Source organism: Streptomyces sp. NPDC088730, assembly GCF_044751215.1.
GTDB lineage: Bacteria > Actinomycetota > Actinomycetes > Streptomycetales > Streptomycetaceae > Streptomyces.
In genome coordinates, this window is the sequence record NZ_JBIVLK010000004.1 from 72,667 (window position 1) to 96,287 (window position 23,621).

Below are 23,621 nucleotides of genomic sequence, written 5' to 3' on the forward strand. Positions count from 1 at the left end.
AGGGCGGCACCTGCCCGCAGCGGAAGCGAAGCGAACGCGACCACAAACACAAGCGGCTGAGCTGAGCTGAAGCGGAGGGTAGGAGGCGCCCGAGGAACGAGGGCGGCACCTGCCCGCAGCGGAAGCGAAGCGAACGCGACCACAAACACAAGCGGCTGAGCTGAGCTGAAGCGGAGGGTAGGGGGTGCCCGAGGGACGAGGGCGGCACCTGCCCGCAGCGGAAGCGAAGCGAACGCGACCACAAACACAGGCGGCTGAGCTGAAGCGGCGGGCAGCGGGCGCCTTCGAGGCGGACGCGATGGCCGGTTCCGAGCTCCGACCGTGACCGAATCTCCCCCAGGATGTGACCTATCTCCTGGGGGAGACTCATTCCCGCAGGTCACACCGGCATCAGGGCTAAACCCCGGGCACAAAGACCTGTCCAATTCGTGACGTAATGCACTGACACATGGTGCCGGTACGGGTCAAGCTGATGTAGGAAGTCGGGGGATCGATTGAAACCGGGAGTAAGTCAGTGAGCGCCATGCCTCTTGCCCTGTTGCTGACCACCGCCGCCGCCACGGCCGTGGGCGCTGCTGCTCTGCACGCCGCTCACGGGCTGCGTAAGCAGGTATCGGCCCTTCGGAGGGAGCTGGCCGACGGCCGCGCCCAGGCCGCCACGGTCCCCGCCCAGAGTCGTAGCGACGCCACCCCTGCCGCGGAAATACGCGCGGCGGTGGCCGAGGCGCTGGCCGAGGAGCGGGAGCGGGAACTCGCCGAGGCGCGGGCGTTCTGGGCCACGCAGGAAGCGCGGGACGCCGCCGACGCCCCGTCCCTGCTGGGCGGCCTGGCCGGAGTCGGTGAGGACACCCCGTTCTTCATGCCGCGCCAGGCGGACTTCGCCGGCCTCGAAGCGATGGACCTCGACGCCACCGAGGCGCTGGAGGAGCTGACGGAACTGGCCGAGCTGACCGAGCTCACCGACATCACCGAGCTCCCCGAGATCGCGGAGTTCGCGGAGGACTCCCCCGAACTGGCCGCGGCCCGTCGCCGCCACCCCTCGCACCCGGACTTCGTACCGGTGCAGACACCCGTCGTCACCGACCACGAGCGCACGGTGAACCGTCTGGAGGAGCTGGCCGACAGCCGTACGGAACTCTCCGACGTGCGCCCCGGCCCGCTCGGCACGCTCGACGTGTACGTCTTCGCGGACGGCACCACGCTCTGTATGACCCCCGGCCACCGCGAGACGGCCGAGCGGCTGGCCGCATCGCTCCGGGACGGTGAACACCCGGTGCTGCTGGGCGGTTCCGGTGTCTCCGGCGCGTACGCGCTGACGTTCTCGTGCGGCCGGGAGAACGTGTACATACTGGCCGACCGCGTCATCGCGAGCTTCTAGCCCGCCCGACCGGTCGTCCGCACCCCCGCGCCCCAGACACAGCGGCCCTCGCCGGCCGCTGCCGCAGCGCACCGCCCGCACCGCCCCCGTAACGCCTAGGCGAACGCTCGGGCGGTCGCTTCCTCGACGTATCGCACGGCCTCGTCCAGCTCCGCCGACGGGGCCTTTTCCAGTGCCACGGCCAGGTCACGGCCCGCGACCGCGAGTTGGTCCCCGACCGCGAACATCCCCGCGTCCGGCATGGTCCTCGGCTCCCGGTCCGGTGCCTCGACGCGCTGGGCCCACCCCGCCAACCGCCTGGCCGCGGCCAGTCCCTCGGCCGCCGCGCCCCGCCGCAGTCTGCTCTGCGGGGCGGCACGCAGCCGGTCGGCGAATCGGTCCACGGCGATGATCAGGGGCGTCGTATCGAGCACCCCGCGACCCTACGCGCCCCTGCCGGGATGGTTGCCAACGGGCCGTCGCTCAGGCACGGTGTCGGGAAGGACCAGTACCGGTACAACGCGTCGGAGGCGCCGATGTCCCAAGTCCTGTCCGAAGAGACCCATCGCAATCTGCTCTCCAGAATCCCGCAGTGCACCGGTCGTGAGATCGCCGACTGGCTCCGCACCGTCGAGGACGGCCCCGCTCTCCGCTTCGAGGAGAAGGTCAGCTGGCTGCGGGGCGAGCACGACCTCGCCTATGGACACGCGAAGGCGCTCATCCACGAGTACGACCTGCGAAGAGCAGCCCGCAAGCTTCTGTAGCCCCCCGTCCCCACGGAACAGAAACGGCCCGCAGGCTCCTGCGAAGGAGCCTGCGGGCCGATCCGGTCGCTGTGCCGTCCGGCGGCTGTCTAGTCGTCGCCGCTCAGGATGGAGAGCAGGCGCAGCATCTCCAGGTAGATCCACACCAGGGTCATGGTGAGGCCGAAGGCCGCCAGCCAGGACTCCTCGCGCGGAGCGCCGTACGCGACGCCGTCCTCGACCTGCTTGAAGTCCAGGGCCAGGAAGCACGCGCCGAGGATGATGCCGACGACACCGAAGAGGATGCCGAGGCCGCCGCTGCGGAAGCCGAGGCCGTCACCGCCACCGAAGGCGGCGAACAGCAGGTTGACCACCATCAGGAGCATGAAGCCCATGGCCGCGGCCATCACGAAGCCGTAGAACCGGCGGGTGACGCGGATCCAGCGCATCTTGTACGCGAAGAGCACACCGGCGAAGACACACATGGTGCCCATCACCGCCTGCATCACGACGCCCGGTCCGATGTACGTGCTGACCGCGCTGGAGATGACCCCGAGGAAAACGCCTTCGAAGGCCGCGTACGCGATGATCAGCGCGGGAACCGGCGTGCGCTTGAAGGACTGGACGAGCGACAGCACGAAGGCGATCAGCGCGGCGCCGATCGCGATGCCGTACGACTTGTTGAGGTTCGCCTCGTCGACCGGGAGCAGGGCCCAGGCGGCGGCGGCACCGGCCACGACCGTGCCCAGCGTCAGCGCCGTACGGGTGACGACATCGTCGATCGTCATCGCACCGGAACGCGCGGGCGCCTGCGGGGCGCCGTACTGGGCGTCCGGCTGGGCGTAGGGGTTGGTGGCGTACGGGTTGGTACCCGCTACCGGGGCCCCGGCCTGCGGCGCCGCGTTGACGTTCGCGTAGCTGTTGTCGCGGCTGAAGCCCCGTCGCGAGAAGACCGGGTTGCTGCTCCTCATCTCACTCCTCCATGGCCACCCAGCGCGGCCTTGCGACAAGAGTAATGGGTAGGCAAAACAAACTCCCTAGTGCCAGGGGAGGATCTTTCCGTGATCGCACTCATCATCTGATCACCTGATCACAGCGATTCCGTCCGCCGCGCCGGTCACCGCAGGTCGGGGACGGCCCCCGGCGAGGGCGTCACCGGCCTCGGTGCGCCGGTAGACGACACACCGGCCGGCTCTCGCGCCCGTGACCAGGCCCGCGTCGCGCGGGACGACCGGACGCCCTTCCCCTCCCGCTTCCGCTTCCGCGGCGGAACCGGCGCCCGGCGGGGCGGGTGCGGCGCAGTCAGGCCTTCGGCACGTCCGGGGCCTGTCGGGCCGCGCGCTCCACCCGGTCCCGGTGGTTCGCCCACCACTCCCTGTCGCCGGAGGCCATGTTGTCGCTCCCGGCGCGCAGGCCCGTGGTCCCGTCGATGAGTTCCCGGACGATGTCGGCGTGCCCGGCATGCCGCTGGGTCTCGGCGACCATGTGGACGAGAATCCGGTGGAGCGTCAGCTCGGTTCCCGCCGGCCCGGGGAGCCGGCCGACGGCGTCCAGCTCCAGCGAGCCGATCGTCGCGTCCGAGTGGGCCCACACCCGGCGGTACCCCGCGACGATCTCCGCGCGTGACTCGTCGGCGGTGGCCCACAGATCCGCGTTCGGCTCGGCGGCACCCGCGATCCACAGCTCCGGCGCCTCGACGGGCCGGCCGAAGGCGGCACCGAAGTAGAACGCCTCGGCCCCGGTCACGTGCTTGACCAGCCCCAGCAGGTTGGTGCCGGTCGGGGTCAGCGGGCGCCGGATGTCGTACTCGCAGGCCCCTTCGAGCTTCCACAGGAAGGTGTCGCGGGCGTCCTGCAGATACAGGTGGAGGTCCCTCTTGTGGCCGGTCGCGGTCATGGGCCCAAATCTGCCAGCCTGTCGATCCGCGGCCAACCGCTTATTCCGTGCGGGCCACCAGCGGCGGCAGGAGGAACCCGGTCTGCTCCGGCAGCCGCCGGCCGGTCCGTCGAAGGGCGTCGGCCCGGTCGGTCCGCGGAGCCGTCGAAGCCGTATGCCGACTGGGACAGGGCGCGCCACCGCCGTGCGCAACTCCCTTAACCAGGAGGGCTATTGCGAACTCCGGCTCGGTGCGTGACGACCGTCCCTTCCGCGAGAACCAGCGGAATGCGCGACAGTGAGACGCACGTCACATTCGCAGCTGTCACATTGTGCCGGCCTGATCGGTCAGAGAGGTACAGGCACCAAAAACCGCAAGGGAGTGCACCATGAACGCCCGCTTGAAGCCCTTCGAGAGCCCGGTCGCGGCCAAGGCCCTCAAACACATCATCGCGGCAGGCAACGCGCTCACCGAGTCGACGCTGCCGCTGGCGACGCAGGAGCTGGTCAGGCTCCGGGCCAGCCAGATCAACGGCTGCGCCGGCTGCGTCGACATGCACACCAAGGAGGCCGCACACGCCGGGGAGACCGCGGTCCGCCTCAATCTGGTCGCGGTCTGGCGGGAGGCCACCGTCTTCACCGACGCCGAGCGCGCCGCCCTTGAGCTGGCCGAACAGGGCACCCGCATCGCGGACGCGGCCGGTGGCGTCCCGGACGAAGTCTGGGCGAACGCCGCCAAGTACTACGACGACGACCAGCTCGCCGCCCTGGTCTGCGTCATCGCCGTGATCAACACCTTCAACCGGCTGAACGTGATCATCCAGCAGCCCGCCGGCGACTACGAGGTCGGCATGCACGGATAACGGGAGGCGCCGCAGACCGTGCGGCTACCCCCGTCAGGAGGACACCCGTCCGGAGAGCAGGCTCTCCGGGAAGCCGGTCGGAGACATCACCGGCACGGGCACGAGCAGCGCCAGGGCCACCCCACCCCGGCCGGCAGCCCGCGCGGGCTGCCGGCCGGGGTGGGGTGCGCTTCGGGCCGGCGGGGTCTCAGCGCACCGAGTCCCGCGCACCCTCGACGAAGCGCCGGTTGCCGCCGTCCTGGAAATCGGTCCATTCGCCGTCGCGCACGTGAACGCGAAGACGCGCCAGGCCCGCCGGTCACCCGAGGAGCCGGTGGCTCACATTTGCGTGCGCGGCTGGGTGCTGCGCACCGCCATCGCCAGCGCAACGACCCACCCCACCACGGTCCAGCCGAGAAACAGGTTCAGCACGAATACGGAGCCGCTGTTCGACACCCCTCGCGCGAAAGCGACGACGGTCGGCACGAAATAGGCCACCACAATCAAGACGATCAGCAATAACACGCCGATTGATACACCACTGCTCACTGAAACCCCCCAGTACGACCGGTTGTGAAGGTCCATTCTCCACAGCACCCACCCGATGTACACAGTGCGTCAGTCATGATCATCAGAGGGTGGCCGGACGGGGAACGGAGCCGCCCCCGCCCCCGCCTCGTCGAGCGCCCGGATTCCGGCGCAGAGCAGCCGCACGCTGCGGATGAACTTCTCGTCCGGATCCGCGCCGGCCGCCGCCGCCACGGTCAGCGGGAAGCGCCGGTGGAGTTCGACGACATCCTCGGGGCCGACCTCGACGGCGGGCGGCTCGCCCTGCTCCTGGAGCACGTAACCGGTGATGTGACTGAGCACCGCGTCGCCCGCGATGCCCACATGCCCGTCCTGGACACCGGCGTCCTTCAGCGTCCGCAGCAGCCGCTCCATGAGGGAGAGCGCTCCGGCGCTGAGCACCTTGGGGCTGTCCGCGAACATGACCGCGCCGCCGGGATGCCTCAGCAGGCTCTGCCGGAGCGAGACGGCCTGGGCCTCGACCCGCTCCGGCCAGCCGGCCCCTTCGGGCAGGGCGGCCAGGGCGGCGGTCCCCGCGTCGTACGCCTGCTGGGCCAGCCGGTCGGCCATCAGCTGGAGCAGGGCGCTCTTGTTGGGCACGTGGTAGTACATGCTGCCGGCGTGCGCGTCGAGCCGCTTCGCCACCTGCCGCATGGACAGCCCGTGGTAGCCGGCTTCGGCGAACACCGCCATGCCCGCGTCGATGATCCGGTCCGTACTCAGCTTCATGGGCCCACTGTAGCCGACTTTCAAACACCGTTTGAAAACTACCGGAGACGCGTCTACTGTCATCGACGACGGGAATCAAACAGCGTTTGAAGGGGGGTGGTGACGATGGGCGGACTGCTGTTCAACGTGACCACGGCGGCACTGATGATGTTGATGCTCAACGGAGGACTGGCCCTGCTGGGCCAGGACACCCTGCGGGGACGCCGCGTCCCGTGGGCGGCGGTGGGGCTCACCTCGGTCGCCGTCGCCGGGGTGATCACCCAGCTCTGCTGGTCCGGCGCGATGGACGCACTCGACAGCGACCCGGCCAGGTCCGGCTGGTGGCGGACCGTCACCTCGACGTTCATGCAGAACGGCGGCCTGCTCGGCGGGGCGTGGAACATCGCCACCCTCGCCGTCATCGCCGCCCTGGCCGACTGGTTCTGGGGCACGCCCCTCACGCTGGGCCTGTTCCTCGCCGGCATCCTGCTGCCCGGGTACGTCGACGCCCTGTTCGGCGAGAGCGGCCCCAGCACCGACCCCCGCAACTTCGCCGGAAGCTCCGGTGCCACGTACTTCCTCGCCGCGACCCTGTCCGCGGCGCTGCTCCTGCGCGTCCTGCGCTCCGGCCGCGGTCCCGGCCGCGGCACCGGCCGCAGCGCAGAACCCGGCACCGGACACAGCCCCGGCCGGGAGCTCCTGAAGGAGGCCCTGCTGGCGGCCGGCGTACCGATGCTCGGCCTGGCGGTCTGGTTCGCCCAGTCCAACGGCCACGGCCTGGTGTCCGTCTACGGCTTCGCCCTGGGGTGCGCCGTCCACGCCCTCGGCCGCTCACCGCACTCCACCGAGGGACAGCACGCGGTGCGCCCAGTGCGGTGCGACGGGGCTTGAGCCCGGCCTGGTCGAGGAGTCCGGCCGGGGCCCGGGGGCGCGAGCGGCGGATCACCGGCCCCCTCCGGCTCGGCCTGCCGGGCGGCGCGAAGGGAGCCGACGGGCCGAGCCGGCAGATGGACGTCTACCGCTGCCCCGCCTGCTCGTACCCGGAACCGCCCGGCGGCGCGTCCTCTCCCGACCGGTGCGGCGCGCGGCGTACCGCGAGGACCGCCAGGTCGTCCTGGAGCACCCCCGCGGTGAAGTCCCGCACGTCGTCGACGAGCGAACCGATCAGCCGGCCGGCGGTGATGTCGACCTGGCCGCCGAGACGGGCCGCCAGCGGATAGAAGGCGCCGTCGCGCGAACGGGCCTCGGTCAGGCCGTCGGTGCACAGCAGCAGTGTGGCCCCGGCGGGGAAGGCGAACCACGCCACCGTGCGCGGTTCGTCGACCAGACTCGCCAGGCCCAGGGGTACGTGCTCGTCCCCCACGCCGACGACGGTGACGGCGCCCTCGTGCAGCAGGTAGGGCGGGATGTGGCCGCAGCCGACGACCTGGGTGTCGGTGCCCGCGTCCACCCCCAGGACGAGGGCGGTGACGAACCGTTCGGGCTCGCCGCGCTGTCCGGCGTAGTCGTTGTGCCGGACCACCGCCGCCTCCAGCGCGTCGATCAGCGCGGTCACCGTCGGCTCCCGGTGGGCGGCCTCCCGGAACGCCCCCACCACGTCGATGGCCATCCCGATGGCGGCCAGCCCCTTGCCCTGGACATCACCGATCAGGACCCGGGTGCCCCAGGGGGTGGCCGCCACGTCGTAGATGTCGCCCCCGACGAGCTTGTCCTCCTGCAACGGCTCGTACACGCCGTCCACCAGCACGTCGTGGGTGAGCAGCGGCAGCGGCCGCAGGATCTGCCGCTGCATCGCGGCCGCGGTCGACCGCAGCCGCACCAGGGCGTCCTCGCGCGCGATGCGCATCCGGGCGCCGAGGACGGCCAGACCGCCGAAGCTGACGGCGAACAGCGCCAGGATCACCCGGTCGAGGATCCGTTCCCCGGGCTGGAAGAGCAACGGCTCGACGACGACGAGGCTCACCCAGCCGGAGACCAGCGCCGTCTGACCCGGGCCGCACAGAGCGGCGGCGAACGCCGGCAGGAACACCAGCAGCCCGAGGAGGAGAACCGCGGTCCCGGTCAGCAGGCCGAGGACGACCACCACGGCCGTCGCCGCCAGGGTTGCCAGGACGACGTCGCGGGTCGCGGGCGTGCGGATGGCGGTGCCGCCTTCGTGGTCCGCCGAACCCGGTGCCGAGGACATCGCGGCGCGCAGCGGACGGAACATGCGGGCATCCTCCAGCGGCGATGTGATCGCGCACGCGCATGCCGCTCGTGGCAACGGACCGGAAGGGCATGATCATCCATTCCCGTCACGGACTCGCGGGGAGGCTGGCCGCCACCGCGCTGAAGTAGGTCCGTACGAGTGGTGCCCGTGAACGGTGGCGCCGGTGCGGCCGACGACGGCCGTCCGCTCGCCCCGACGCCGGAATCCTCGAACGGATGGGGGCCGGCCGGCTCCCCAGGGATGAGATCGCGGTGGTGCCCGGAACCGGACTCAGGCAGGCCGCTGAACAGGTATTTCGTCCCCGACCTGGGCCGCGTCACCCATTCCGGCCCCTCCTCCCCCGTCCCTCGCGCTCGGGTAACGCCGCGACGTGCCGGACGAGGAAGGAGGCAACCCCTGCACGATCTGCTGTCCGGCACGCGTGTCCGGATGCCCCAGGGCGAGAAGCAGCGCCCGGCCGTCCAGATCCACGTGCTCGGGCTTGAGGTCCCCGAACACCGCGGTGCTCTTGCGGAACGAGATCGCACCGGACAGGCGGAGCAGCCGCCACACCGCGTTCTGGACGAGTTCGATGATTTCCTGGCGCTCGTGCTCCGGGAGTCCGCTGCCCTGGCCGAGTGTCCGCAGATAGCTGTTGGCGCTCAGGCCGTTGAACTTGCGGCGGAAGACGCCGACAACCGACCGCTCACCGATCGACGCCGCTCCGCGCAGGCACGCGGCGCCGGCCGGGCCGTGCAGCCCACCGAGGGAAACGAGGACCGCGTCGAGGAGGTCGTCGCCCGTCTCCCACGGGTGGGACGCCAATTCGTCAGCCAGCGGCTTCCCGGACACGATCCGGGTGAGGAGGACTCCGCCATACAGGCCGGCCGTCTCGCACACCCGTGGGCGGCCGAGCTTGCGCAAGGTGTCGGAGCCGGCTCCCAGTCTCGACCTTCTCCAACAGGCTGATCGAGATTGCGACACGAGCGGCCAACTCCCGCACGCTGAGCTGCCGCACCTTGCGCAGCTCGCGGATCCGCTGGCCGACCTCTTTCCTCGTCATGCTGCCCCAGTACACGAATGTCCGGACAGTCCAGCGTACGAGAGAGCAGCAAGAGCTGTCGGAGTCTCACGCGTACACTCTCGCGATACGCAAAGGCTGGCCCCCGGTGCTCGGGCTCAGCGAGCCTGGTGTGCCTGCTGGCCAGCGCCGCGAACGCGAACAACGCCGGCCACGGCCTCAAGTCCTCTGATCAACTCCGTCGGATGTGCGCAGGCAACGCACTAGCAGGCGTACCAGTTGGTCCACGCACCGTTTCCGGTGTACGTATTGCACCAGTAGCCGCCGTTGCCTCCGAGCGCCTGCACTGTGGGGTTTCCGCCACTAAACCAGCCGCCGGTGATGTCCTGGACGTTGTTGCTGTTGCCGAGCAGGCCCCAGGTGGACCACGATCCGCCTACGGAGTACTGGTAGCTGTTCCATATCTGGCGGTCGCTTCCGAGTACTACGTACTCAAGACGTCCGTCGGGCCAGACCAACTCCACGTAGTGGGAACCGCACAGGACTACCGCTTTGGCCGGGCCGTTCAGGGCAAGATCACAGGCGCCGCTGGCTGCACGGTTGCTGCCGACGGCAGAGACTCCCGCCGCGGCCAGGCTTTCGCCGGTGGTCGGAGCGCTGACAACGGTAGACACCTTCGGAGCTGGTGCCGCCTCGGCGGTGGTGATGGGGCCCAGCGTGGCTGCGAGCGACAGGGCTATCGCGGCAAGAATGGCGGGCTTCTTCATGGTTCCCCCCAGGGATGGCGTGACGGATTCCAATGGATGGCTGCTGCCACTGGTTGGCCGCAAGCATGCAGGTGCTGGGAATCCGTTTCCAGGGCCGTGAGCACGAGGGAGAAGACATGGCCCGATGTGGACCGTCCTGGCCAGAACCCTGATTCAGGTTGAAGCGGCCGGAAGAGGTGGCTCACGGGGAGCAGAGCGCTGCGTGCACGCGTCCGGGTCTGGACACATCTGTGCCAGGCGGTGATTCGCAAGGTCTACGGCATCGCGCGGAGACGCGCCGTTGTTGGGATACAGCTCGTGCTCAACGCGGGTCATCCGGTCCTCGAACCCGCCGAGCCGCTCCATGACCCCGCGACGACCCGGCACTCCGGGGCGCTCTTCCGCGCCTGCCCAGTCGTCCATGAATTCCTCGACTCGCCTGCTCAGGTGGAGCACTCCTCGGGTGATGCGCCACAGCACGGTGCCCGCAGCCGTGACGACCGACGCCAGCGGTAGTGATCCTCGATGCCGGTCCGTTCTTCAGCCTCAGCAGTGCGTATTCGCGGAAACGGTCCTTCGTCGCGCTGTCACCGTTACTCACCGTGGTGATGGAGCCCTGCCCCTTGATCCAGCCCGTCGGCCACTGCTGACCGACGTCGTCAACAGCTCTTTGGATGACCTCCGCAGACGGCTCGTCATTAAATCGCTCCGTCTGCCAGCCCCCGTCCCGGGCGCCACCCAGGCGCCACTTCACCTGGTAGCTGGTGACCTCACCGGCCTGATTCTTCCGCTTCGCGAAGTACGCCATATCGGGACCGTAGGACAGCGGTGCGCCCACGGTGCACCCACGGTGCGCCCACACAGAGAAGAGGGGCATAGGGAATCAGCCGTACTTGCAGGTCAACCGCATGAGCGCGGTGGTGCCCGGAACCGGACTTGAACCGGTACGCCCCCGAGGGGCAGCGAGGTTTAAGCTCGCCGTGTCTGCATTCCACCATCCGGGCTTGGCGCGGCTCTGCGTTGGCACATGACCCTATCCGGGGGGCTCCCCCGATCAGCCGAACAGTGGCTCGATGTTGTCTTATTTTATTGACCGCTTGAGGGTCCGTCAGCACACCCGAGAGGCATAGTCACACGCCTGGCCCGGTTGTGGCCGCGACGACCGGCAATCCGAATTGACGTGAATTCGCCGCACCCACACAGCCGATTCGCCAGGGGCGCGCCACGGATCGCCAGGGGTGCGCCACCCCCACCGGCCGGCGGGGTCGTTCACGCGGCTCGGGACCGGGTGCCCGCCCCGGGTCTCCGGGGCCGCCGGGGGCCGCGTCTGTGATCATGAACACGGTGCCGTACCCCCTCCCGCGGCGTCCCGGTCTCAGGGGCGGTGTCATACCGCAGGAGGACGCGGACGCCCTCCGGTGCGACTCAAGGCGGCCCCGGGAACGGGCACCGGGAGTGACGATCCGCGGCGAGACGGCGGAGACGATGGAGCAGTGCCTCCGAGGAGGGCGCCGCGTCACGCGGTGCCCGCCCCGGACCGTACCTCCCCCGACCGCACGCCCCGTCCCGTACGCACCCCACCCTGGAGCCTCCCGTGACCACCATGACCACCGCTCACCGCGCCACCGCGGTGGCTGCCCGCGCCACGGAACTGTCGAAGGTCTACGGGGAGGGCGAGACCAAGGTGACCGCGCTGGACCGGGTCACCGTGGACTTCCCGCAGGGCGAGTTCACCGCGATCATGGGCCCGTCGGGTTCCGGCAAGTCCACGCTGATGCACTGCGTGGCCGGTCTCGACAGCTTCAGCAGCGGATCTGTGCGGATCGGCGAGACGGAGCTGGGGTCCCTCAAGGACAAGCAGCTCACCCAGTTGCGCCGGGACAAGATCGGGTTCATCTTCCAGGCGTTCAACCTGCTGCCGACGCTGACGGCGCTGGAGAACATCACGCTGCCGATGGACATCGCCGGCCGCAAGCCCGACCAGGACTGGCTGCACAAGGTCATCGAGATGGTGGGGCTCTCCGACCGGCTGAAGCACCGGCCCACCGAGCTCTCCGGCGGCCAGCAGCAGCGCGTCGCGGTGGCCCGCGCCCTGGCCTCGCAGCCGGAGATCATCTTCGGTGACGAGCCGACCGGCAACCTGGACTCGCGCTCCGGCGCCGAGGTCCTCGGCTTCCTCCGCAACTCGGTGCGCGAGCTGGGCCAGACCGTGGTCATGGTGACGCACGACCCGGCGGCCGCCTCCTACGCGGACCGGGTCATCTTCCTGGCGGACGGGGCGATCGTGGACCAGATGATGCACCCCACCGCGGACGGGGTGCTGGACCGGATGAAGGCGTTCGACGCCAAGGGCCGCACCAGCTGAGCTGAGCCACCGGGGCCGCAGCCCCCGGCCCCGACGCCGCACCGCCTCGCGCCGTGCGCCGCCCGAACCGTGCCCCTTTCCGGAACCCCTCCCCTCCAGGACACAGCCATGTTCCGTACCGTCCTGCGCAATGTGCTCTCGCACAAGGCCAGGCTGCTGATGACCGTCCTCGCCGTGATGCTCGGCGTGGCCTTCGTCTCCGGCACCCTGGTCTTCACCGACACCCTCGGCAACGCCTTCCGCAACCAGTCGGCGAAGAACTACGACGACGTCGCCGTCTCGGTCACCACCTACGCCAACCAGCGTGACGAGAAGGCCGCCTCGATCGACGCCGCCGTCCTGAAGAAGATCCAGGCCCTGGACGGTGTGAAGAGCGCGACCGGCCGGGTCGACGGCTTCGCGGGGGTCGCCGACCCCGACGGCAAGCTGATCGGCAACGGCTGGACCAACGCCGGTGGCAACTTCGCCCCGGGCAAGGACGGCAAGGACGCCCAGTACACCTTCACCGACGGCTCCGGCCCGGTCGCGGCGGGCAGCATCGCCCTGGACAAGGACACCGCGAGGAAGGGCGAGTACAAGGTCGGCGACAAGGTACGGGTCGCCACGAACGGGCCGGTGAAGGAGTACACCCTCTCCGGTGTCTTCACCACCGAGGACGGCGCGGTCAACGCCGGCGGCAGCCTGGTCCTCTTCGACACCACCGTCGCCCAGAAGCTCTTCCTGCGGCCCGGCGAGTTCCGGGACGTCTCCGTCACCGCCGCACCCGGCGCCTCCGACCAGCAGGTGCTGGCCGCGGTGAAGCCGCTGCTGCCCAAGGACGCCGAGGCCAAGACCGGCAAGGTGGTCGCGGACGAGGAGGCCGAACAGACCGAGCGCGGCCTGAGCAGCCTCAACAAGCTGCTGCTCGGCTTCGCGGGCATCGCCCTCTTCGTCGGCATCTTCCTGATCGCCAACACCTTCACCATGCTGGTCGCCCAGCGCACCAAGGAGCTGGCGCTGCTGCGTGCCGTCGGCGCCTCGCGCCGTCAGGTCAAGCGCTCGGTGCTGCTCGAAGCGGCCGTGGTCGGTCTGGTCGCGTCCGTCATCGGCTTCGCGCTGGGCATCGGTCTCGCCACCGGGCTGCGCTCCGCGATGAGCCTGATCGGCGGCAAGATCCCGGCCGGTCCGCTGGTGATCGCCCCGGCCACGGTCGTCGCCACCTTCGCCGTCGGCGTCCTGATCACCGTGCTGGCCGCCTGGCTGCCCGCCCGACGGGCCGCGAAGATCCCGCCGGTCGCGGCGATGAACAGCCAGTACTCGGTGGCCACCGTGAAGTCCCTGGTGCTGCGCAACTCGATCGGCGCGGTCATCACCCTGCTCGGCGCGGCCGCGGTCGTGGCCGGTTCGACGCAGTCCGGTACGAACGCCCAGCTCGCCATCGCGGCCGGCGCCTTCCTGGCACTGATCGGCGTCATCATCCTCATCCCCCTGCTGTCCCGCCCGGTGATCGCCCTGGTCCGCCCGCTGCTGCGGCGGCTGTTCGGGGTCTCCGGCAAGCTCGCCACGCAGAACGCGGTCCGCAACCCGCGGCGCACCGGCGCCACCGCCTCCGCCCTGGCGATCGGCCTCACCCTCGTCACCGGCATCTCGGTGCTCGGCGTCACCCTCGGCCAGGCGGTCGACCGGATGACGACGGACAACATCAAGGCCGACTACATGATCTCGATGGCGAGCGGGGACTCCCTCGACGAGTCGGCGCTCAGCGCGCTGGAGAAGGCCGACGGCGTCACCGCGGTCTCGCCCCAGCAGTCCGTCTGGCTGACGATCGGCGACGACGGGCTCTCGGCGTCCGGCGTGACCCCCGGCGATGTGCAGAAGGTCCTCAACGTCGACACCGTCTCCGGCTCGGTGGACTCCCTCGGCCGGGGCGAGATCGCCGTCTCGGACAAGACCGCGAAGTCGCACGGCTGGAAGACCGGGGACAGCGTCACGGTCACGTACGACGACGACAAGAAGGAGACCCTGAAGGTCGGCGCCCTCTACAAGGACAACGAGTTCCTGTCGCCGGTCCTGATGCCCCGCGAGAAGGTGGCCCCGCACGAGGGCAGTGCGGACATCCGCGAGATCTACGTGAAGACCGACGGCGGCGCGAGCGCGGCCAACGAGCAGTCGGTGGTGAACGCCCTGGGTGACAACCCCGCCATGAGCATCATGGACCGCCAGGACATCCGGGACATGTTCGGCGGCTCCATCAACCTCATGATGAACATCATGTACGGGCTGCTGGCGATGGCCCTGATCATCGCGGTGCTCGGGGTCGTGAACACCCTGGCCATGTCCGTCTTCGAACGGCAGCAGGAGATCGGCATGCTGCGGGCGATCGGCCTGGACCGGCGCAAGGTCAAGCGCATGATCCGGCTGGAGGCGGTCGTGATCTCGCTGTTCGGCGCGGTGGTCGGCATCGGACTCGGCATGTTCCTCGGCTGGGCGATCGGTCAGTCCGCGTCGGCGAGCATCCCGCAGTACGAACTGGTCGTGCCGTGGGGCCGGATCGCGCTCTTCCTGCTGCTGGCCGGACTGGTGGGGGTGCTGGCCGCGATGTGGCCGGCCCGCAACGCCGCGAAGCTCAACATGCTGACGGCCATCAAGACCGAGTAGCGCCGGCCGGCGGCCGGGCAAGGACCGGACGAGAGAAGGCCGGACGAGAGAGAGGGCCGGTATCCGCCACGGCGGGTACCGGCCCTCACGCGTGTGCACGGCTCAGCCGGTCGCGGACGCCTTCCAGTCGCGGGCGCGCAGCGGCATCCGGGCGGCTCCGCCCTCCGCCGGCCGCACGGCCAGGATCTGGTTGACGCCGATCTTGTTGTGCTCGAAGGAGAGCGCGGAGGCGGCCATGTACAGGCGCCAGACCCTGGCCCGGCCGGGCGAGGTCATCTTCACCGCGCGCGGCCACTCCTTCTCCAGGTTGGCGACCCAGCGGCGCAGGGTCAGCGCGTAGTGCTCGCGGAGCGACTCGACGTCACGGGCCTCGAAGCCGGCTTCCTCAAGGGTCGCGACGGTCCGGCCCAGCGGGGCCAGCTCACCGTCCGGGAAGACATAGGCGTCGATGAACTCGTCCACGTGGTAGGCGGACTCGTCCTTCTCCGGGCGGCGGGCGATCTGGTGGTTGAGGAGGCGCCCGCCGGGCTTGAGGAGTGCGTAGACGTCGTCGGCGTACTCGCGGTAGCGGACCGAGCCGACGTGTTCCGCCATCCCGATGGAGGAGATGGCGTCGTACGGGCCGTCCCTGACGTCCCGGTAGTCCTGGACCCGGATCTCGATCCGGTCGGTCAGCCCTTCCTCCGCGATGCGCTTGCGGGCGAAGGCGGCCTGTTCGGTGGAGAGGGTCACGCCGGTGACCCGTGCGCCGTACTCGCGGGCCGCGTGGATCGCCATGGAGCCCCAGCCGCAGCCGACGTCCAGCAGGCGGTCCCCCTCCTTCAGCGCGAGCTTGCGGCAGACCAGGTCGAGCTTGTCGCGCTGGGCGTCCTCAAGGGTGCCGCCGTCCTCCCAGTAGGCGCAGGAGTAGACCATGGACGGGCCGAGGACCAGTTCGTAGAAGTCATTGCCCACGTCGTAGTGGTGGCTGATGGCCTCCTTGTCGCGGCGCTTGGTGTGCAGGGCACCGGTGCGGCGGCGTACCTCCTCCGGCGGCGGAGGGGGCGGCGGCCACGGACCGGCGAGTTGCAGCAGCCCCTTGGCGGCAGCCCGCACCTTCGGATCGCGGACCGGGTGGATGCTGTTCTTCGCCTCGATCCCGCGTTCCCAGATCAGCCCGGCCACCCGGTCCAGGGTCTCGTACAGATCGCCTTCGATATCGATTTCCCCGGCCACCCAGGCGCGGGCGAGGCCCAGTTCGCCCGGCTTCCACAGCAGCCGACGCAGGGCGCGACGGCTCCTGAAGACGAGGGCGGGGGCCTCGGGCGGTCCGGATTCGCTGCCGTCCCAGGCCCGGATCCGGACCGGTAGGGGTTCTCCCAGCAACTCCTGGGCGAGAGCGGTCAGCCGCAACGCGGCGTCTGCCATGGCGCACACCTCCGTGATGGTGTTTCCCAACGTGCCCAGACATGCCCACACATGTCTCGGACCACGCCGCGGCACCGTTGGCGGCGCGGCGAGGTACACCCCCCACAACAGTTTCCGGCGGCCTGGCCATCCCGCTACCGCGCAATGGATCGGCAAAATACCTGTATGAACCACGCATCCGCCGGGTCACTGGCCCCGCTCCCCCTGTACCGTGCCCCGCCCCGCCCGTCCCCGATACGCCGAAGGGGCCGCCCGCACCACGGATGGCGGACGGCCCCTTCGGGCGTTGTGCGACTGCTGTGTGCGGATACGGGTATCCGCGGGCGGACCGGGAGGTACTGGCCCCCGGTCCGGGGCGCGCTAGGAGGCCTTGGCCTTCTCCGCCACCGGCTGGGCGGCGGCGGGGGCCGGAGCCGGCTTGGCGGCCTCGTAGAACTCCTCGCGCGGCGTCTCCATGGCGCCGAGCGAGACGACCTCGCGCTTGAGGAACATCGCGAGCGTCCAGTCGGCGAAGATCCGGATCTTGCGGTTCCAGGTCGGCATCGCCATGCCGTGGTAGCCACGGTGCATGTACCAGGCGAGACGGCCCTTGAACTTGATCTTCATCTTGCCGACGACGATCATCGCGACGCCCTTGTGCAGGCCCAGACCGGCGACCGCACCCTTGTTGGCGTGGCTGTAGTCGGCCTGCGGGAAGCCGCGCATCCCGGAGATGACGTTGTCACCGAGGACCTTGGCCTGACGCAGCGCGTGCTGGGCGTTCGGCGGGCACCAGGCGTTCGGGTTGCCGGCCTTGCGGCCGACCAGGTCGGGAACCTGGGCGTTGTCGCCCGCGGCCCAGATGTAGTCGGTGCCCTGCACCTGGAGCTTCTCCGAGGTGTCCACGTGACCGCGCGGACCGAGCGGCAGGCCGAAGCGGGCCAGCGCCGGGTTCGGCTTCACGCCGGCCGTCCACACGATGGTGTTGGAGTCGACCTCCAGGCCGTTCTTCAGCACCACGTGACCGTCGACGCAGGAGTCCATGGAGGTCGAGAGGAAGACCTCGACACCACGGGACTCCAGGTGCTCCCGGCCCCAGGTGCCCAGCTTCGGGCCGACCTCGGGAAGGATCTTGTCGGCGGCGTCGACGAGCACGAAGCGCATGTCCTCGCGCTTCACGTTCGTGTAGTACTTCGCCGCGTCGCGGGCCATGTCCTCGACCTCGCCGATGGTCTCCGCGCCGGCGAACCCGCCGCCCACGAAGACGAAGGTGAGCGCCCTGCGGCGGACATCCTCATCGGTCGTCGAGTCAGCCTTGTCCAGCTGCTCCAGTACGTGGTTGCGCAGGCCGATGGCCTCCTCGATGCCCTTCATGCCGATGCCCTGTTCGGCCAGGCCGGGGATCGGGAAGGTGCGCGAGACGGCGCCCATCGCGATGACCAGGTAGTCGAAGGGCAGCTCGTAGGCCTCGCCGACGAGCGGCGCGACCGTGGCGACCTTGCGGTCCTGGTCAATGGTCGTGACGCGGCCGGTGAGGACCTCGGCCTTCGGCAGCACGCGTCGCAGCGGGACGACGACGTGCCGGGGCGAGATGCTGCCGGCAGCAGCTTCGGGGAGGAAGGGCTGGTAGGTCATGTACGACCGGGGGTCGACGACCGTGACGGTCGCCTCTCCGTAGCGCATCTTCTTGAGGATGCGCCGAGCTGCGTACAGGCCTACGTACCCACCGCCTACTACGAGGATCCTGGGACGCTCCGTGGTGCTCATGCCATCGAGTATCCACCCCTCCCCGGCAGGGAGCTCGTGAGCCCCTTCACAAGGTATGGCCCACCCTCTGCTACACTTCGCCGCCCACGTGACCCAGGTCATGGCCCCGGCAGGGAACCACAGCACCGTGGCGAACGTTGTTCACCGCTTGTGAGCTGGCCCTTGAGCCACCGGGCGAGGTGAACCACCCGCTCGGTTCACACGCCCGCAACACCCCCGGAACCACCCCGTTCCCGCCGCGAGTGACCCCGCACACGCTCCCGGGGGCCCGTCCGGAGCAGAAGTCCGCCCCTAGGGACCCAATTCCTTGTGAAGAAGTTCACGAACTTCGTCGCGGCGTGTCCCGGAAGGGCTCCCCCGGGTGGCCCTGAGCGGCTCAAAGGTGCAGGCAGGAATGCGTATGAGCAACGTTCCCGCGCCCGTCGGCACGGGGCCCCCAGGGCCGCGCGCGCAGCCCTCAGGAGGGCGCTGAGCCGCGCCACTCCCCGGATCGCGTCCGCGGGACCGCGCTACGCGATGGACCAGCCGATCCCGTCGAGGATGTCGTGCTCGCTGACGACCACCTCACGGGCCCCGGTCCGCTCCATGACGGCCAGCAGGATCAGCGCCCCGGAGGCGATCACGTCGACCCGCCCCGGATGCATCGCGCCGATCGCGGCACGCTCCGCGTGGGTCGAGGACAGCAGCCGCCCGGTGATCTCCCGGACCCGCTCCAGGGAGACCCGGGAGTGGTGGATCGCCGCGGAGTCGTACTCCTCCAGGCCCAGCGCGATCGCGGCCACCGTGGTGACCGTGCCGGCGAGCCCCACCAGCGTGCCCGCCCCGGTGAGCGGGACGCTGCGCCCGGCCAGGTCCAGGGCGGCGGCGACGTCCGAACGGATCGCGTCGGCCGCCTCCGGCGTGGGCGGGTCGATGACCGCTCCGTCCCGCGCGAGATGGCGCTCGGTCATCCGGACGCAGCCGATGTCCACGGACCGGGCGGCCCGCACCCGGTCGTCGCCGACGACGAACTCGGTCGAGCCGCCGCCGATGTCCACGACGAGATACGGCTTCGCGAGGTCGTCGCGCCCGGCCAGCTCCTTGGTGGCCCCGGCGAAGGAGAACTCCGCCTCCTGGTCACCGCTGATCACCTCGGGCTCGACGCCCAGGATGTCCAGCACCCCGCGGACGAAGTCGTCCCGGTTCTCCGCGTCCCGGGAGGCGGAGGTCGCGACGAAGCGGACCCGCTCCGCACCGTGCTCCTTGATCACCGCCGCGTACCGCCGGCACGCGGCGAACGTCCGCTCCAGCGCCTCGGGGGCGAGCCGCCCGGTCCGGTCGACGCCCTGGCCGAGCCGGACGATCTCCATCCGCCGGTCGAGCTCGGCGAACTCCCCGGTGGCGGGGTCGGCATCCGCCACCAGCAGCCGGATCGAGTTGGTACCGCAGTCAATGGCGGCCACACGCGTCATGTCCTCAAGCCTCTCTTCTCCAAGCCCCGCCGCCCCACGTCTCCAGCTCCCTGCGACACGTCATGGCTCCGGGCCCCTCCGACGCGTCATGCCTCCCAGCCCCTGCGGCGATTGAGGAGCGGGGGTCCGGGGGCCGGAGCCCCCGAGGGGGGAGCCTCAGCCCTCGTCCCCGTCACCCGCGCCGCACGGCGACACGCACGGGCCCTTGCGCCACCACTCCGGCAGCATCGCGATCGCCTCGTCCCCCAGCGGGTTCACACCCGGCCCGGCGGCCAGCGAGTGCCCCACGAGCACGTGCAGGCACTTCACCCGGTCCGGCATGCCGCCCGCGCTCGGGAAGCCCTCCAGCACCTCGATCGCGTCGCGCCGCGCGATGTAGTCCTCGTGTGCGGCCCGGTACGCGGCCGCCAGCTCCGGGTCCTTACCGAGGCGTTCGGTCATCTCCCGCATGACCCCGTTCGCCTCCAGCGTGCCGATCGCGGACGCCGCACGCGGGCACGTCAGGTAGAACGTCGTCGGGAACGGCGTACCGTCCTCCAGCCGGGGCTGCGTCTCGACCACGTCCGGGTTGCCGCACGGACAGCGGTGCGCGATGGCGCGCAGCCCGCGCGGCGGGCGCCCCAGCTGCTGCTGGAACGCGGCGATGTCCGCGTCGGTGGGCGCGGTGGACTCGGTCTGGGGAGGGGGCGTTTCCATGCCTGCCTAGGTTCTGATCGGGCCGCCCGGACCGCGGTGCCGCAGACGGACGGTGAAATGCGAAATGACGGACCGCGGGTCAGCCCCGGTCGGCGCTGTCGACGCCGTCCCACAGGTTGGAGTGCCACGGCCGGCCGGACTCGTCCGGCACTCCGTTGCGCTCCTTGACCGCGTCGGGATCGACCACGGTGTAGCTGGTCTCTCCCGGAAGAAGGTAGTGCAGGTGCTCGCGGGCCAGCCGCTTGATGTACGCGTCGTCCTGGAGGCGCGCCTTCTCGTCGCGCAGCTCCTCCGTGCGCGCCTCGGCCTCCTGCGCGAGCCGCTCCTGGTCCGCGATCTCGTCGCGCTGCGACACGTACTGCCGCATCGGATACGCGAGGGCGACGACCAGGGAGCAGACCACCAGGGCCAGGAAGGCCGCCCGGCCGGTCAGGCGGGAGCGGCGGGCCTGGCGCTTGCTCTGGGACCGGTAGACGCGGGCTGCGGTCTGCTCACCGAGCAGCCTCAGCCGGGTCGCGGTGGAGAACCGGTCCCGGTCCTTCGCGGCCATGTCTCCGCCTCCCCATTACGCACGTCCGTCCCCGCACACGGTACGGGACCGAGTGCGGGGACGGACGGAGGCCGGGTCGCTGGACCCGGTCGGGCTTGTCAGCCCTTGAACCGCGGGAACGCCGAGCGGCCCGCGTACACCGCGGCGTCGTCGAGGATCTCCTCGATGCGCAGCAGCTGGTTGTACTTGGCGACGCGGTCCGAACGGGCCGGGGCGCCGGTCTTGATCTGGCCGCAGTTCACGGCGACCGCGAGGTCGGCGATGGTGACGTCCTCGGTCTCGCCGGAGCGGTGGGACATCATGCACTTGAAGCCGTTGCGCTGGGCGAGCTCGACGGCGTCCAGGGTCTCGGTCAGCGAGCCGATCTGGTTGACCTTGACGAGCAGGGCGTTGGCGGAGCCCTCCTCGATGCCGCGGGCCAGGCGCTCCGGGTTGGTGACGAAGAGGTCGTCCCCGACGATCTGCACCTTGGCGCCGATCCTGTCGGTGATGACCTTCCAGCCGGCCCAGTCGTCCTCGTACAGCGGGTCCTCGATGGAGACCAGCGGGTACGCGTCGACGAGCTCCTCGTAGTACTCGGTCATCTCGGCGGCCGAGCGGGACTTGCCCTCGAACTCGTACGTGCCGTCCTTGTAGAACTCGGACGCGGCGACGTCGAGCGCGAGCGCGATGTCCTTGCCGGGGGCGTAACCGGCTTCCTTGATGGCCTCGACGATGAGGTCGAGCGCGGCGCGGTTGGACTCCAGGTTCGGCGCGAAGCCGCCCTCGTCACCGAGACCGGTGGACAGGCCCTTGGTCTTCAGGACCTTCTTCAGCGTGTGGTAGACCTCGGCGCCCCAGCGCAGGGCCTCGGAGAAGGACTCCGCGCCGATCGGGGCGATCATGAACTCCTGGATGTCCACGTTGGAGTCGGCGTGCGACCCACCGTTGAGGATGTTCATCATCGGGACGGGCAGCAGGTGCGCGTTCGGGCCACCGAGGTAGCGGAACAGCGGCAGGTCCGAGGCCTCGGACGCGGCGTGCGCGACGGCGAGCGAGACGCCGAGGATGGCGTTGGCGCCGAGCGAGCCCTTGTTCTCCGTGGCGTCCAGGTCGAACATGGCCTGGTCGATCAGCCGCTGCTCGGTCGCGTCGTAGCCGACGAGCTCCGGGCCGATCTGCTCGATCACGGCGAGGACCGCCTTCTCGACGCCCTTCCCGTGGTAGCGGTTGGGGTCACCGTCGCGAAGCTCAATGGCCTCGAACGCACCGGTGGAGGCTCCGGACGGAACGGCAGCACGGCCCGTGCTGCCGTCGTCGAGGCCAACCTCGACCTCGACCGTGGGGTTGCCCCGGGAGTCGAGGATTTCCCGGGCTACGACGACGTCGATGGACGGCACGAGGCATCTCCTTCTGGGATATGACGCAGGTGGTGCAGGGTCGCTTTGGCCTTGCGACAAGAGCCTAACCGGCTCGGCCGTATCAGTCGGCCGCCCGCCCGTCCCCTGGGACGAAAAAGGACCCAAGAGCGGTGATAGCGGGATGAAAGGCCAGAAATTTACTGACCAGTAACGACAACAGTTGAACGGTCGGCAGGCAATCCACCGGCCACCGGGCCGCCGGACGGGCGACCGACGGACCCCGGCCCGGCACGCGTGGGGGGAAGACGCGAACCGGGCCGGGGAGATCGGCGAGGAGAGTGCCGGACTACTTCACCAGGTGGAGCTGCTGACCCGGGAAGATCATGTCGGCGTCCTTGACGATGTCCTTGTTGAGCTTGAACAGCTTCTGCCAGCCGCCCTTGACCTTGTGCTCGGCCGCGATCTTGCTCAGCGAGTCGCCGGTGACGACCTTGTACTCGCCGTCACCCTTCTTGACCTTCTCGCCGGTCGGGGTGGTCACGGTCTTCTTCTCGGCCTCGGGGGCGGTCGAGCGGTCCGAGCGGTTGGTGGCCGGGGCCTCGGTGCGCTCGGCCTTCTTCGGCTCGGCCTGCTGCGCCGGAGCGGACTCCTGCTTGGGAGCGGCCTCCGCCTTGGGGGCGCTGGAGCCGGTGTCGACGCCCGGGTCGACACCGTCGTTGCTCAGGTTGCCGGCACCGGCGCAGGACCAGGCGCCCGGTCCCTGCATGTCGAGGAGCTTCTCGGCGACCGCGATCTGCTGGGCCTTGCTGGCCAGGTCGGCACGGGGCGCGTACTGCGTACCGCCGGCGGCGGCCCAGCTGGACTGCGAGAACTGCAGGCCGCCGTAGTAGCCGTTGCCGGTGTTGATGGACCAGTTGCCGCCGGACTCGCACTGGGCGACCGCGTCCCACGTGGAGACGGAGGCGGCGGAGGCGCCGGTGGCACCCATCAGGGGCACGGCGATGGCGGCACCGGTCACACCGGCGAGCGTGGCGATACGGACGGCCTTGGACGGGCGGCGGTGCTTGTTGCCCTTGCTGTTGAGCAGCATCGAGACTTCTCCTCACCGACGCCTGCGAGGTGAGCTGTCGGGTTCGGGCCAAGTGAGTTGCCCGGTCGCACGTCCTAGCGCACGACTTAACCCCAAGCCGGTCCTGATGCGTCTTGCGACGATCGGGCCCGGCACTTACCTGGGTCCCCCGCTCCTGCCTACGGCGCTTTACGCGTCTGTTCCCTTCGACCGACGGCAGGATTCGGCGTGACGGTCGACGGGGCCCGCGGTGCGAGCGGTTCTGACCGTAAACACACCCAACCCCTACATTCAAAGAAGGACATACCGGATA

Annotated in this window: 22 protein-coding genes, 1 tRNA gene and 1 riboswitch; of the genes, 6 read left to right on the forward strand and 17 right to left on the reverse strand. The window is 70.0% G+C overall.

The genetic code is table 11. The features are described 5' to 3' along the window. Positions 1-523 precede the first annotated feature (523 nt). Positions 524-1,378, forward strand: a complete 855-nt coding sequence (locus ACIP89_RS15420) for a hypothetical protein (RefSeq protein WP_401926639.1) — start codon at positions 524-526, stop codon at positions 1,376-1,378. 95 nt (positions 1,379-1,473) lie between these two features. Here the strand turns inward: ACIP89_RS15420 and ACIP89_RS15425 are convergent, their stop codons facing one another. Next, the gene (locus ACIP89_RS15425) at positions 1,474-1,791 is read right to left on the reverse strand and encodes a hypothetical protein (protein ID WP_401926642.1); all 318 of its coding nucleotides are present in this window, start codon (positions 1,789-1,791) and stop codon (positions 1,474-1,476) included. A 102-nt stretch (positions 1,792-1,893) separates the two neighbouring features. Between ACIP89_RS15425 and ACIP89_RS15430 the strand changes: the two genes are divergently transcribed. Continuing rightward, positions 1,894-2,121, forward strand: coding sequence for a DUF4287 domain-containing protein (locus ACIP89_RS15430; protein ID WP_401926644.1), 228 nt, complete (start codon positions 1,894-1,896; stop codon positions 2,119-2,121). An 89-nt stretch (positions 2,122-2,210) separates the two neighbouring features. Here ACIP89_RS15430 and ACIP89_RS15435 read toward each other — a convergent pair whose 3' ends face one another. Then, the gene (locus ACIP89_RS15435) at positions 2,211-3,071 is read right to left on the reverse strand and encodes a Bax inhibitor-1/YccA family protein (protein WP_401926646.1); all 861 of its coding nucleotides are present in this window, start codon (positions 3,069-3,071) and stop codon (positions 2,211-2,213) included. 331 nt (positions 3,072-3,402) lie between these two features. After that, positions 3,403-3,996, reverse strand: coding sequence for a DinB family protein (locus ACIP89_RS15440; RefSeq protein WP_402115265.1), 594 nt, complete (start codon positions 3,994-3,996; stop codon positions 3,403-3,405). A gap of 368 nt (positions 3,997-4,364) precedes the next feature. Between ACIP89_RS15440 and ACIP89_RS15445 the strand changes: the two genes are divergently transcribed. Beyond that, a complete protein-coding gene (locus ACIP89_RS15445) occupies positions 4,365-4,838 on the forward strand; it encodes a carboxymuconolactone decarboxylase family protein (RefSeq protein ID WP_401926650.1) in 474 nt (157 codons plus the stop codon). 318 nt (positions 4,839-5,156) lie between these two features. On the opposite strand, the gene ACIP89_RS15450 is transcribed toward ACIP89_RS15445, so the two are convergent. After that, positions 5,157-5,342 (reverse strand): superinfection immunity protein, encoded by a 186-nt coding sequence (locus ACIP89_RS15450; protein WP_401926653.1) that lies wholly within the window; start codon positions 5,340-5,342, stop codon positions 5,157-5,159. 93 nt (positions 5,343-5,435) lie between these two features. Then, positions 5,436-6,113, reverse strand: coding sequence for a TetR/AcrR family transcriptional regulator (locus tag ACIP89_RS15455; protein ID WP_402115267.1), 678 nt, complete (start codon positions 6,111-6,113; stop codon positions 5,436-5,438). Between the two features lie 105 nt (positions 6,114-6,218). Between ACIP89_RS15455 and ACIP89_RS15460 the strand changes: the two genes are divergently transcribed. Then, positions 6,219-6,983, forward strand: a complete 765-nt coding sequence (locus ACIP89_RS15460) for a hypothetical protein (protein ID WP_402115269.1) — start codon at positions 6,219-6,221, stop codon at positions 6,981-6,983. 124 nt (positions 6,984-7,107) lie between these two features. Here the strand turns inward: ACIP89_RS15460 and ACIP89_RS15465 are convergent, their stop codons facing one another. From ACIP89_RS15465 to ACIP89_RS15485, 5 genes are all read right to left on the reverse strand, one after another. After that, complete coding sequence (locus tag ACIP89_RS15465; RefSeq protein WP_402115271.1) at positions 7,108-8,301, reverse strand: PP2C family protein-serine/threonine phosphatase; 1,194 nt, start codon at positions 8,299-8,301, stop codon at positions 7,108-7,110. A 270-nt stretch (positions 8,302-8,571) separates the two neighbouring features. Continuing rightward, a complete protein-coding gene (locus ACIP89_RS15470; RefSeq protein WP_402115546.1) occupies positions 8,572-9,204 on the reverse strand; it encodes a hypothetical protein in 633 nt (210 codons plus the stop codon). Then, positions 9,110-9,343 carry a helix-turn-helix domain-containing protein gene (locus ACIP89_RS15475; RefSeq protein ID WP_402115272.1) on the reverse strand — a complete coding sequence of 78 codons (234 nt, stop codon included), beginning with the start codon at positions 9,341-9,343 and terminating at the stop codon, positions 9,110-9,112. The genes ACIP89_RS15470 and ACIP89_RS15475 overlap by 95 nt, the downstream gene beginning before the upstream one ends. A 221-nt stretch (positions 9,344-9,564) precedes the next feature. Next, positions 9,565-10,068, reverse strand: a complete 504-nt coding sequence (locus tag ACIP89_RS15480) for a hypothetical protein (protein WP_401926668.1) — start codon at positions 10,066-10,068, stop codon at positions 9,565-9,567. Between the two features lie 897 nt (positions 10,069-10,965). Further along, positions 10,966-11,051 (reverse strand) — tRNA-Leu (locus ACIP89_RS15485). 590 nt (positions 11,052-11,641) lie between these two features. Between ACIP89_RS15485 and ACIP89_RS15490 the strand changes: the two genes are divergently transcribed. Together ACIP89_RS15490 and ACIP89_RS15495 are read left to right on the forward strand one after the other, a co-directional pair. After that, complete coding sequence (locus ACIP89_RS15490) at positions 11,642-12,412, forward strand: ABC transporter ATP-binding protein (protein ID WP_024491442.1); 771 nt, start codon at positions 11,642-11,644, stop codon at positions 12,410-12,412. A gap of 108 nt (positions 12,413-12,520) precedes the next feature. Beyond that, positions 12,521-15,049 (forward strand): ABC transporter permease, encoded by a 2,529-nt coding sequence (locus ACIP89_RS15495; RefSeq protein ID WP_402115273.1) that lies wholly within the window; start codon positions 12,521-12,523, stop codon positions 15,047-15,049. Between the two features lie 102 nt (positions 15,050-15,151). Here the strand turns inward: ACIP89_RS15495 and ACIP89_RS15500 are convergent, their stop codons facing one another. The 7 genes from ACIP89_RS15500 to ACIP89_RS15530 form a co-directional block, all read right to left on the reverse strand. After that, on the reverse strand, positions 15,152-16,456 hold the full coding sequence (locus ACIP89_RS15500; RefSeq protein ID WP_401926673.1) for a class I SAM-dependent methyltransferase: 1,305 nt from the start codon (positions 16,454-16,456) through the stop codon (positions 15,152-15,154). 360 nt (positions 16,457-16,816) lie between these two features. After that, on the reverse strand, positions 16,817-18,202 hold the full coding sequence (locus ACIP89_RS15505) for an NAD(P)/FAD-dependent oxidoreductase (protein WP_073738486.1): 1,386 nt from the start codon (positions 18,200-18,202) through the stop codon (positions 16,817-16,819). A gap of 509 nt (positions 18,203-18,711) precedes the next feature. After that, the gene (locus ACIP89_RS15510) at positions 18,712-19,653 is read right to left on the reverse strand and encodes an exopolyphosphatase (RefSeq protein WP_402115275.1); all 942 of its coding nucleotides are present in this window, start codon (positions 19,651-19,653) and stop codon (positions 18,712-18,714) included. Between the two features lie 156 nt (positions 19,654-19,809). Further along, complete coding sequence (locus ACIP89_RS15515) at positions 19,810-20,349, reverse strand: DUF501 domain-containing protein (RefSeq protein WP_401926679.1); 540 nt, start codon at positions 20,347-20,349, stop codon at positions 19,810-19,812. Between the two features lie 79 nt (positions 20,350-20,428). Next, positions 20,429-20,899, reverse strand: a complete 471-nt coding sequence (locus ACIP89_RS15520; RefSeq protein WP_073738483.1) for a septum formation initiator family protein — start codon at positions 20,897-20,899, stop codon at positions 20,429-20,431. A gap of 98 nt (positions 20,900-20,997) precedes the next feature. Further along, positions 20,998-22,278, reverse strand: coding sequence for a phosphopyruvate hydratase (eno, locus tag ACIP89_RS15525; protein ID WP_327337229.1), 1,281 nt, complete (start codon positions 22,276-22,278; stop codon positions 20,998-21,000). 307 nt (positions 22,279-22,585) lie between these two features. Beyond that, positions 22,586-23,329, reverse strand: coding sequence for a transglycosylase family protein (locus ACIP89_RS15530; RefSeq protein WP_401926682.1), 744 nt, complete (start codon positions 23,327-23,329; stop codon positions 22,586-22,588). Positions 23,330-23,333: 4 nt separating this feature from the next. Then, positions 23,334-23,505: riboswitch (cyclic di-AMP (ydaO/yuaA leader) on the reverse strand. Positions 23,506-23,621 lie beyond the last annotated feature (116 nt).

Excerpts from the sequence above, each read along its gene's own strand:
- ACIP89_RS15430 (WP_401926644.1), top strand. The coding sequence starts at position 1,894 with ATGTCCCAAGTCCTGTCCGAAGAGACCCATCGCAATCTGCTCTCCAGA.
- ACIP89_RS15455 (WP_402115267.1), bottom strand. The coding sequence starts at position 6,113 with ATGAAGCTGAGTACGGACCGGATCATCGACGCGGGCATGGCGGTGTTC.
- ACIP89_RS15460 (WP_402115269.1), top strand. The coding sequence starts at position 6,219 with ATGGGCGGACTGCTGTTCAACGTGACCACGGCGGCACTGATGATGTTG.
- ACIP89_RS15480 (WP_401926668.1), bottom strand. The coding sequence starts at position 10,068 with ATGAAGAAGCCCGCCATTCTTGCCGCGATAGCCCTGTCGCTCGCAGCC.
- ACIP89_RS15530 (WP_401926682.1), bottom strand. The coding sequence starts at position 23,329 with ATGCTGCTCAACAGCAAGGGCAACAAGCACCGCCGCCCGTCCAAGGCC.
- ACIP89_RS15505 (WP_073738486.1), bottom strand. The coding sequence starts at position 18,202 with ATGAGCACCACGGAGCGTCCCAGGATCCTCGTAGTAGGCGGTGGGTAC.
- ACIP89_RS15475 (WP_402115272.1), bottom strand. The coding sequence starts at position 9,343 with ATGACGAGGAAAGAGGTCGGCCAGCGGATCCGCGAGCTGCGCAAGGTG.
- ACIP89_RS15495 (WP_402115273.1), top strand. The coding sequence starts at position 12,521 with ATGTTCCGTACCGTCCTGCGCAATGTGCTCTCGCACAAGGCCAGGCTG.
- ACIP89_RS15445 (WP_401926650.1), top strand. The coding sequence starts at position 4,365 with ATGAACGCCCGCTTGAAGCCCTTCGAGAGCCCGGTCGCGGCCAAGGCC.
- ACIP89_RS15420 (WP_401926639.1), top strand. The coding sequence starts at position 524 with ATGCCTCTTGCCCTGTTGCTGACCACCGCCGCCGCCACGGCCGTGGGC.
- ACIP89_RS15440 (WP_402115265.1), bottom strand. The coding sequence starts at position 3,996 with ATGACCGCGACCGGCCACAAGAGGGACCTCCACCTGTATCTGCAGGAC.
- ACIP89_RS15435 (WP_401926646.1), bottom strand. The coding sequence starts at position 3,071 with ATGAGGAGCAGCAACCCGGTCTTCTCGCGACGGGGCTTCAGCCGCGAC.
- ACIP89_RS15510 (WP_402115275.1), bottom strand. The coding sequence starts at position 19,653 with ATGACGCGTGTGGCCGCCATTGACTGCGGTACCAACTCGATCCGGCTG.
- ACIP89_RS15465 (WP_402115271.1), bottom strand. The coding sequence starts at position 8,301 with ATGTTCCGTCCGCTGCGCGCCGCGATGTCCTCGGCACCGGGTTCGGCG.
- ACIP89_RS15515 (WP_401926679.1), bottom strand. The coding sequence starts at position 20,349 with ATGGAAACGCCCCCTCCCCAGACCGAGTCCACCGCGCCCACCGACGCG.
- ACIP89_RS15500 (WP_401926673.1), bottom strand. The coding sequence starts at position 16,456 with ATGGCAGACGCCGCGTTGCGGCTGACCGCTCTCGCCCAGGAGTTGCTG.
- ACIP89_RS15520 (WP_073738483.1), bottom strand. The coding sequence starts at position 20,899 with ATGGCCGCGAAGGACCGGGACCGGTTCTCCACCGCGACCCGGCTGAGG.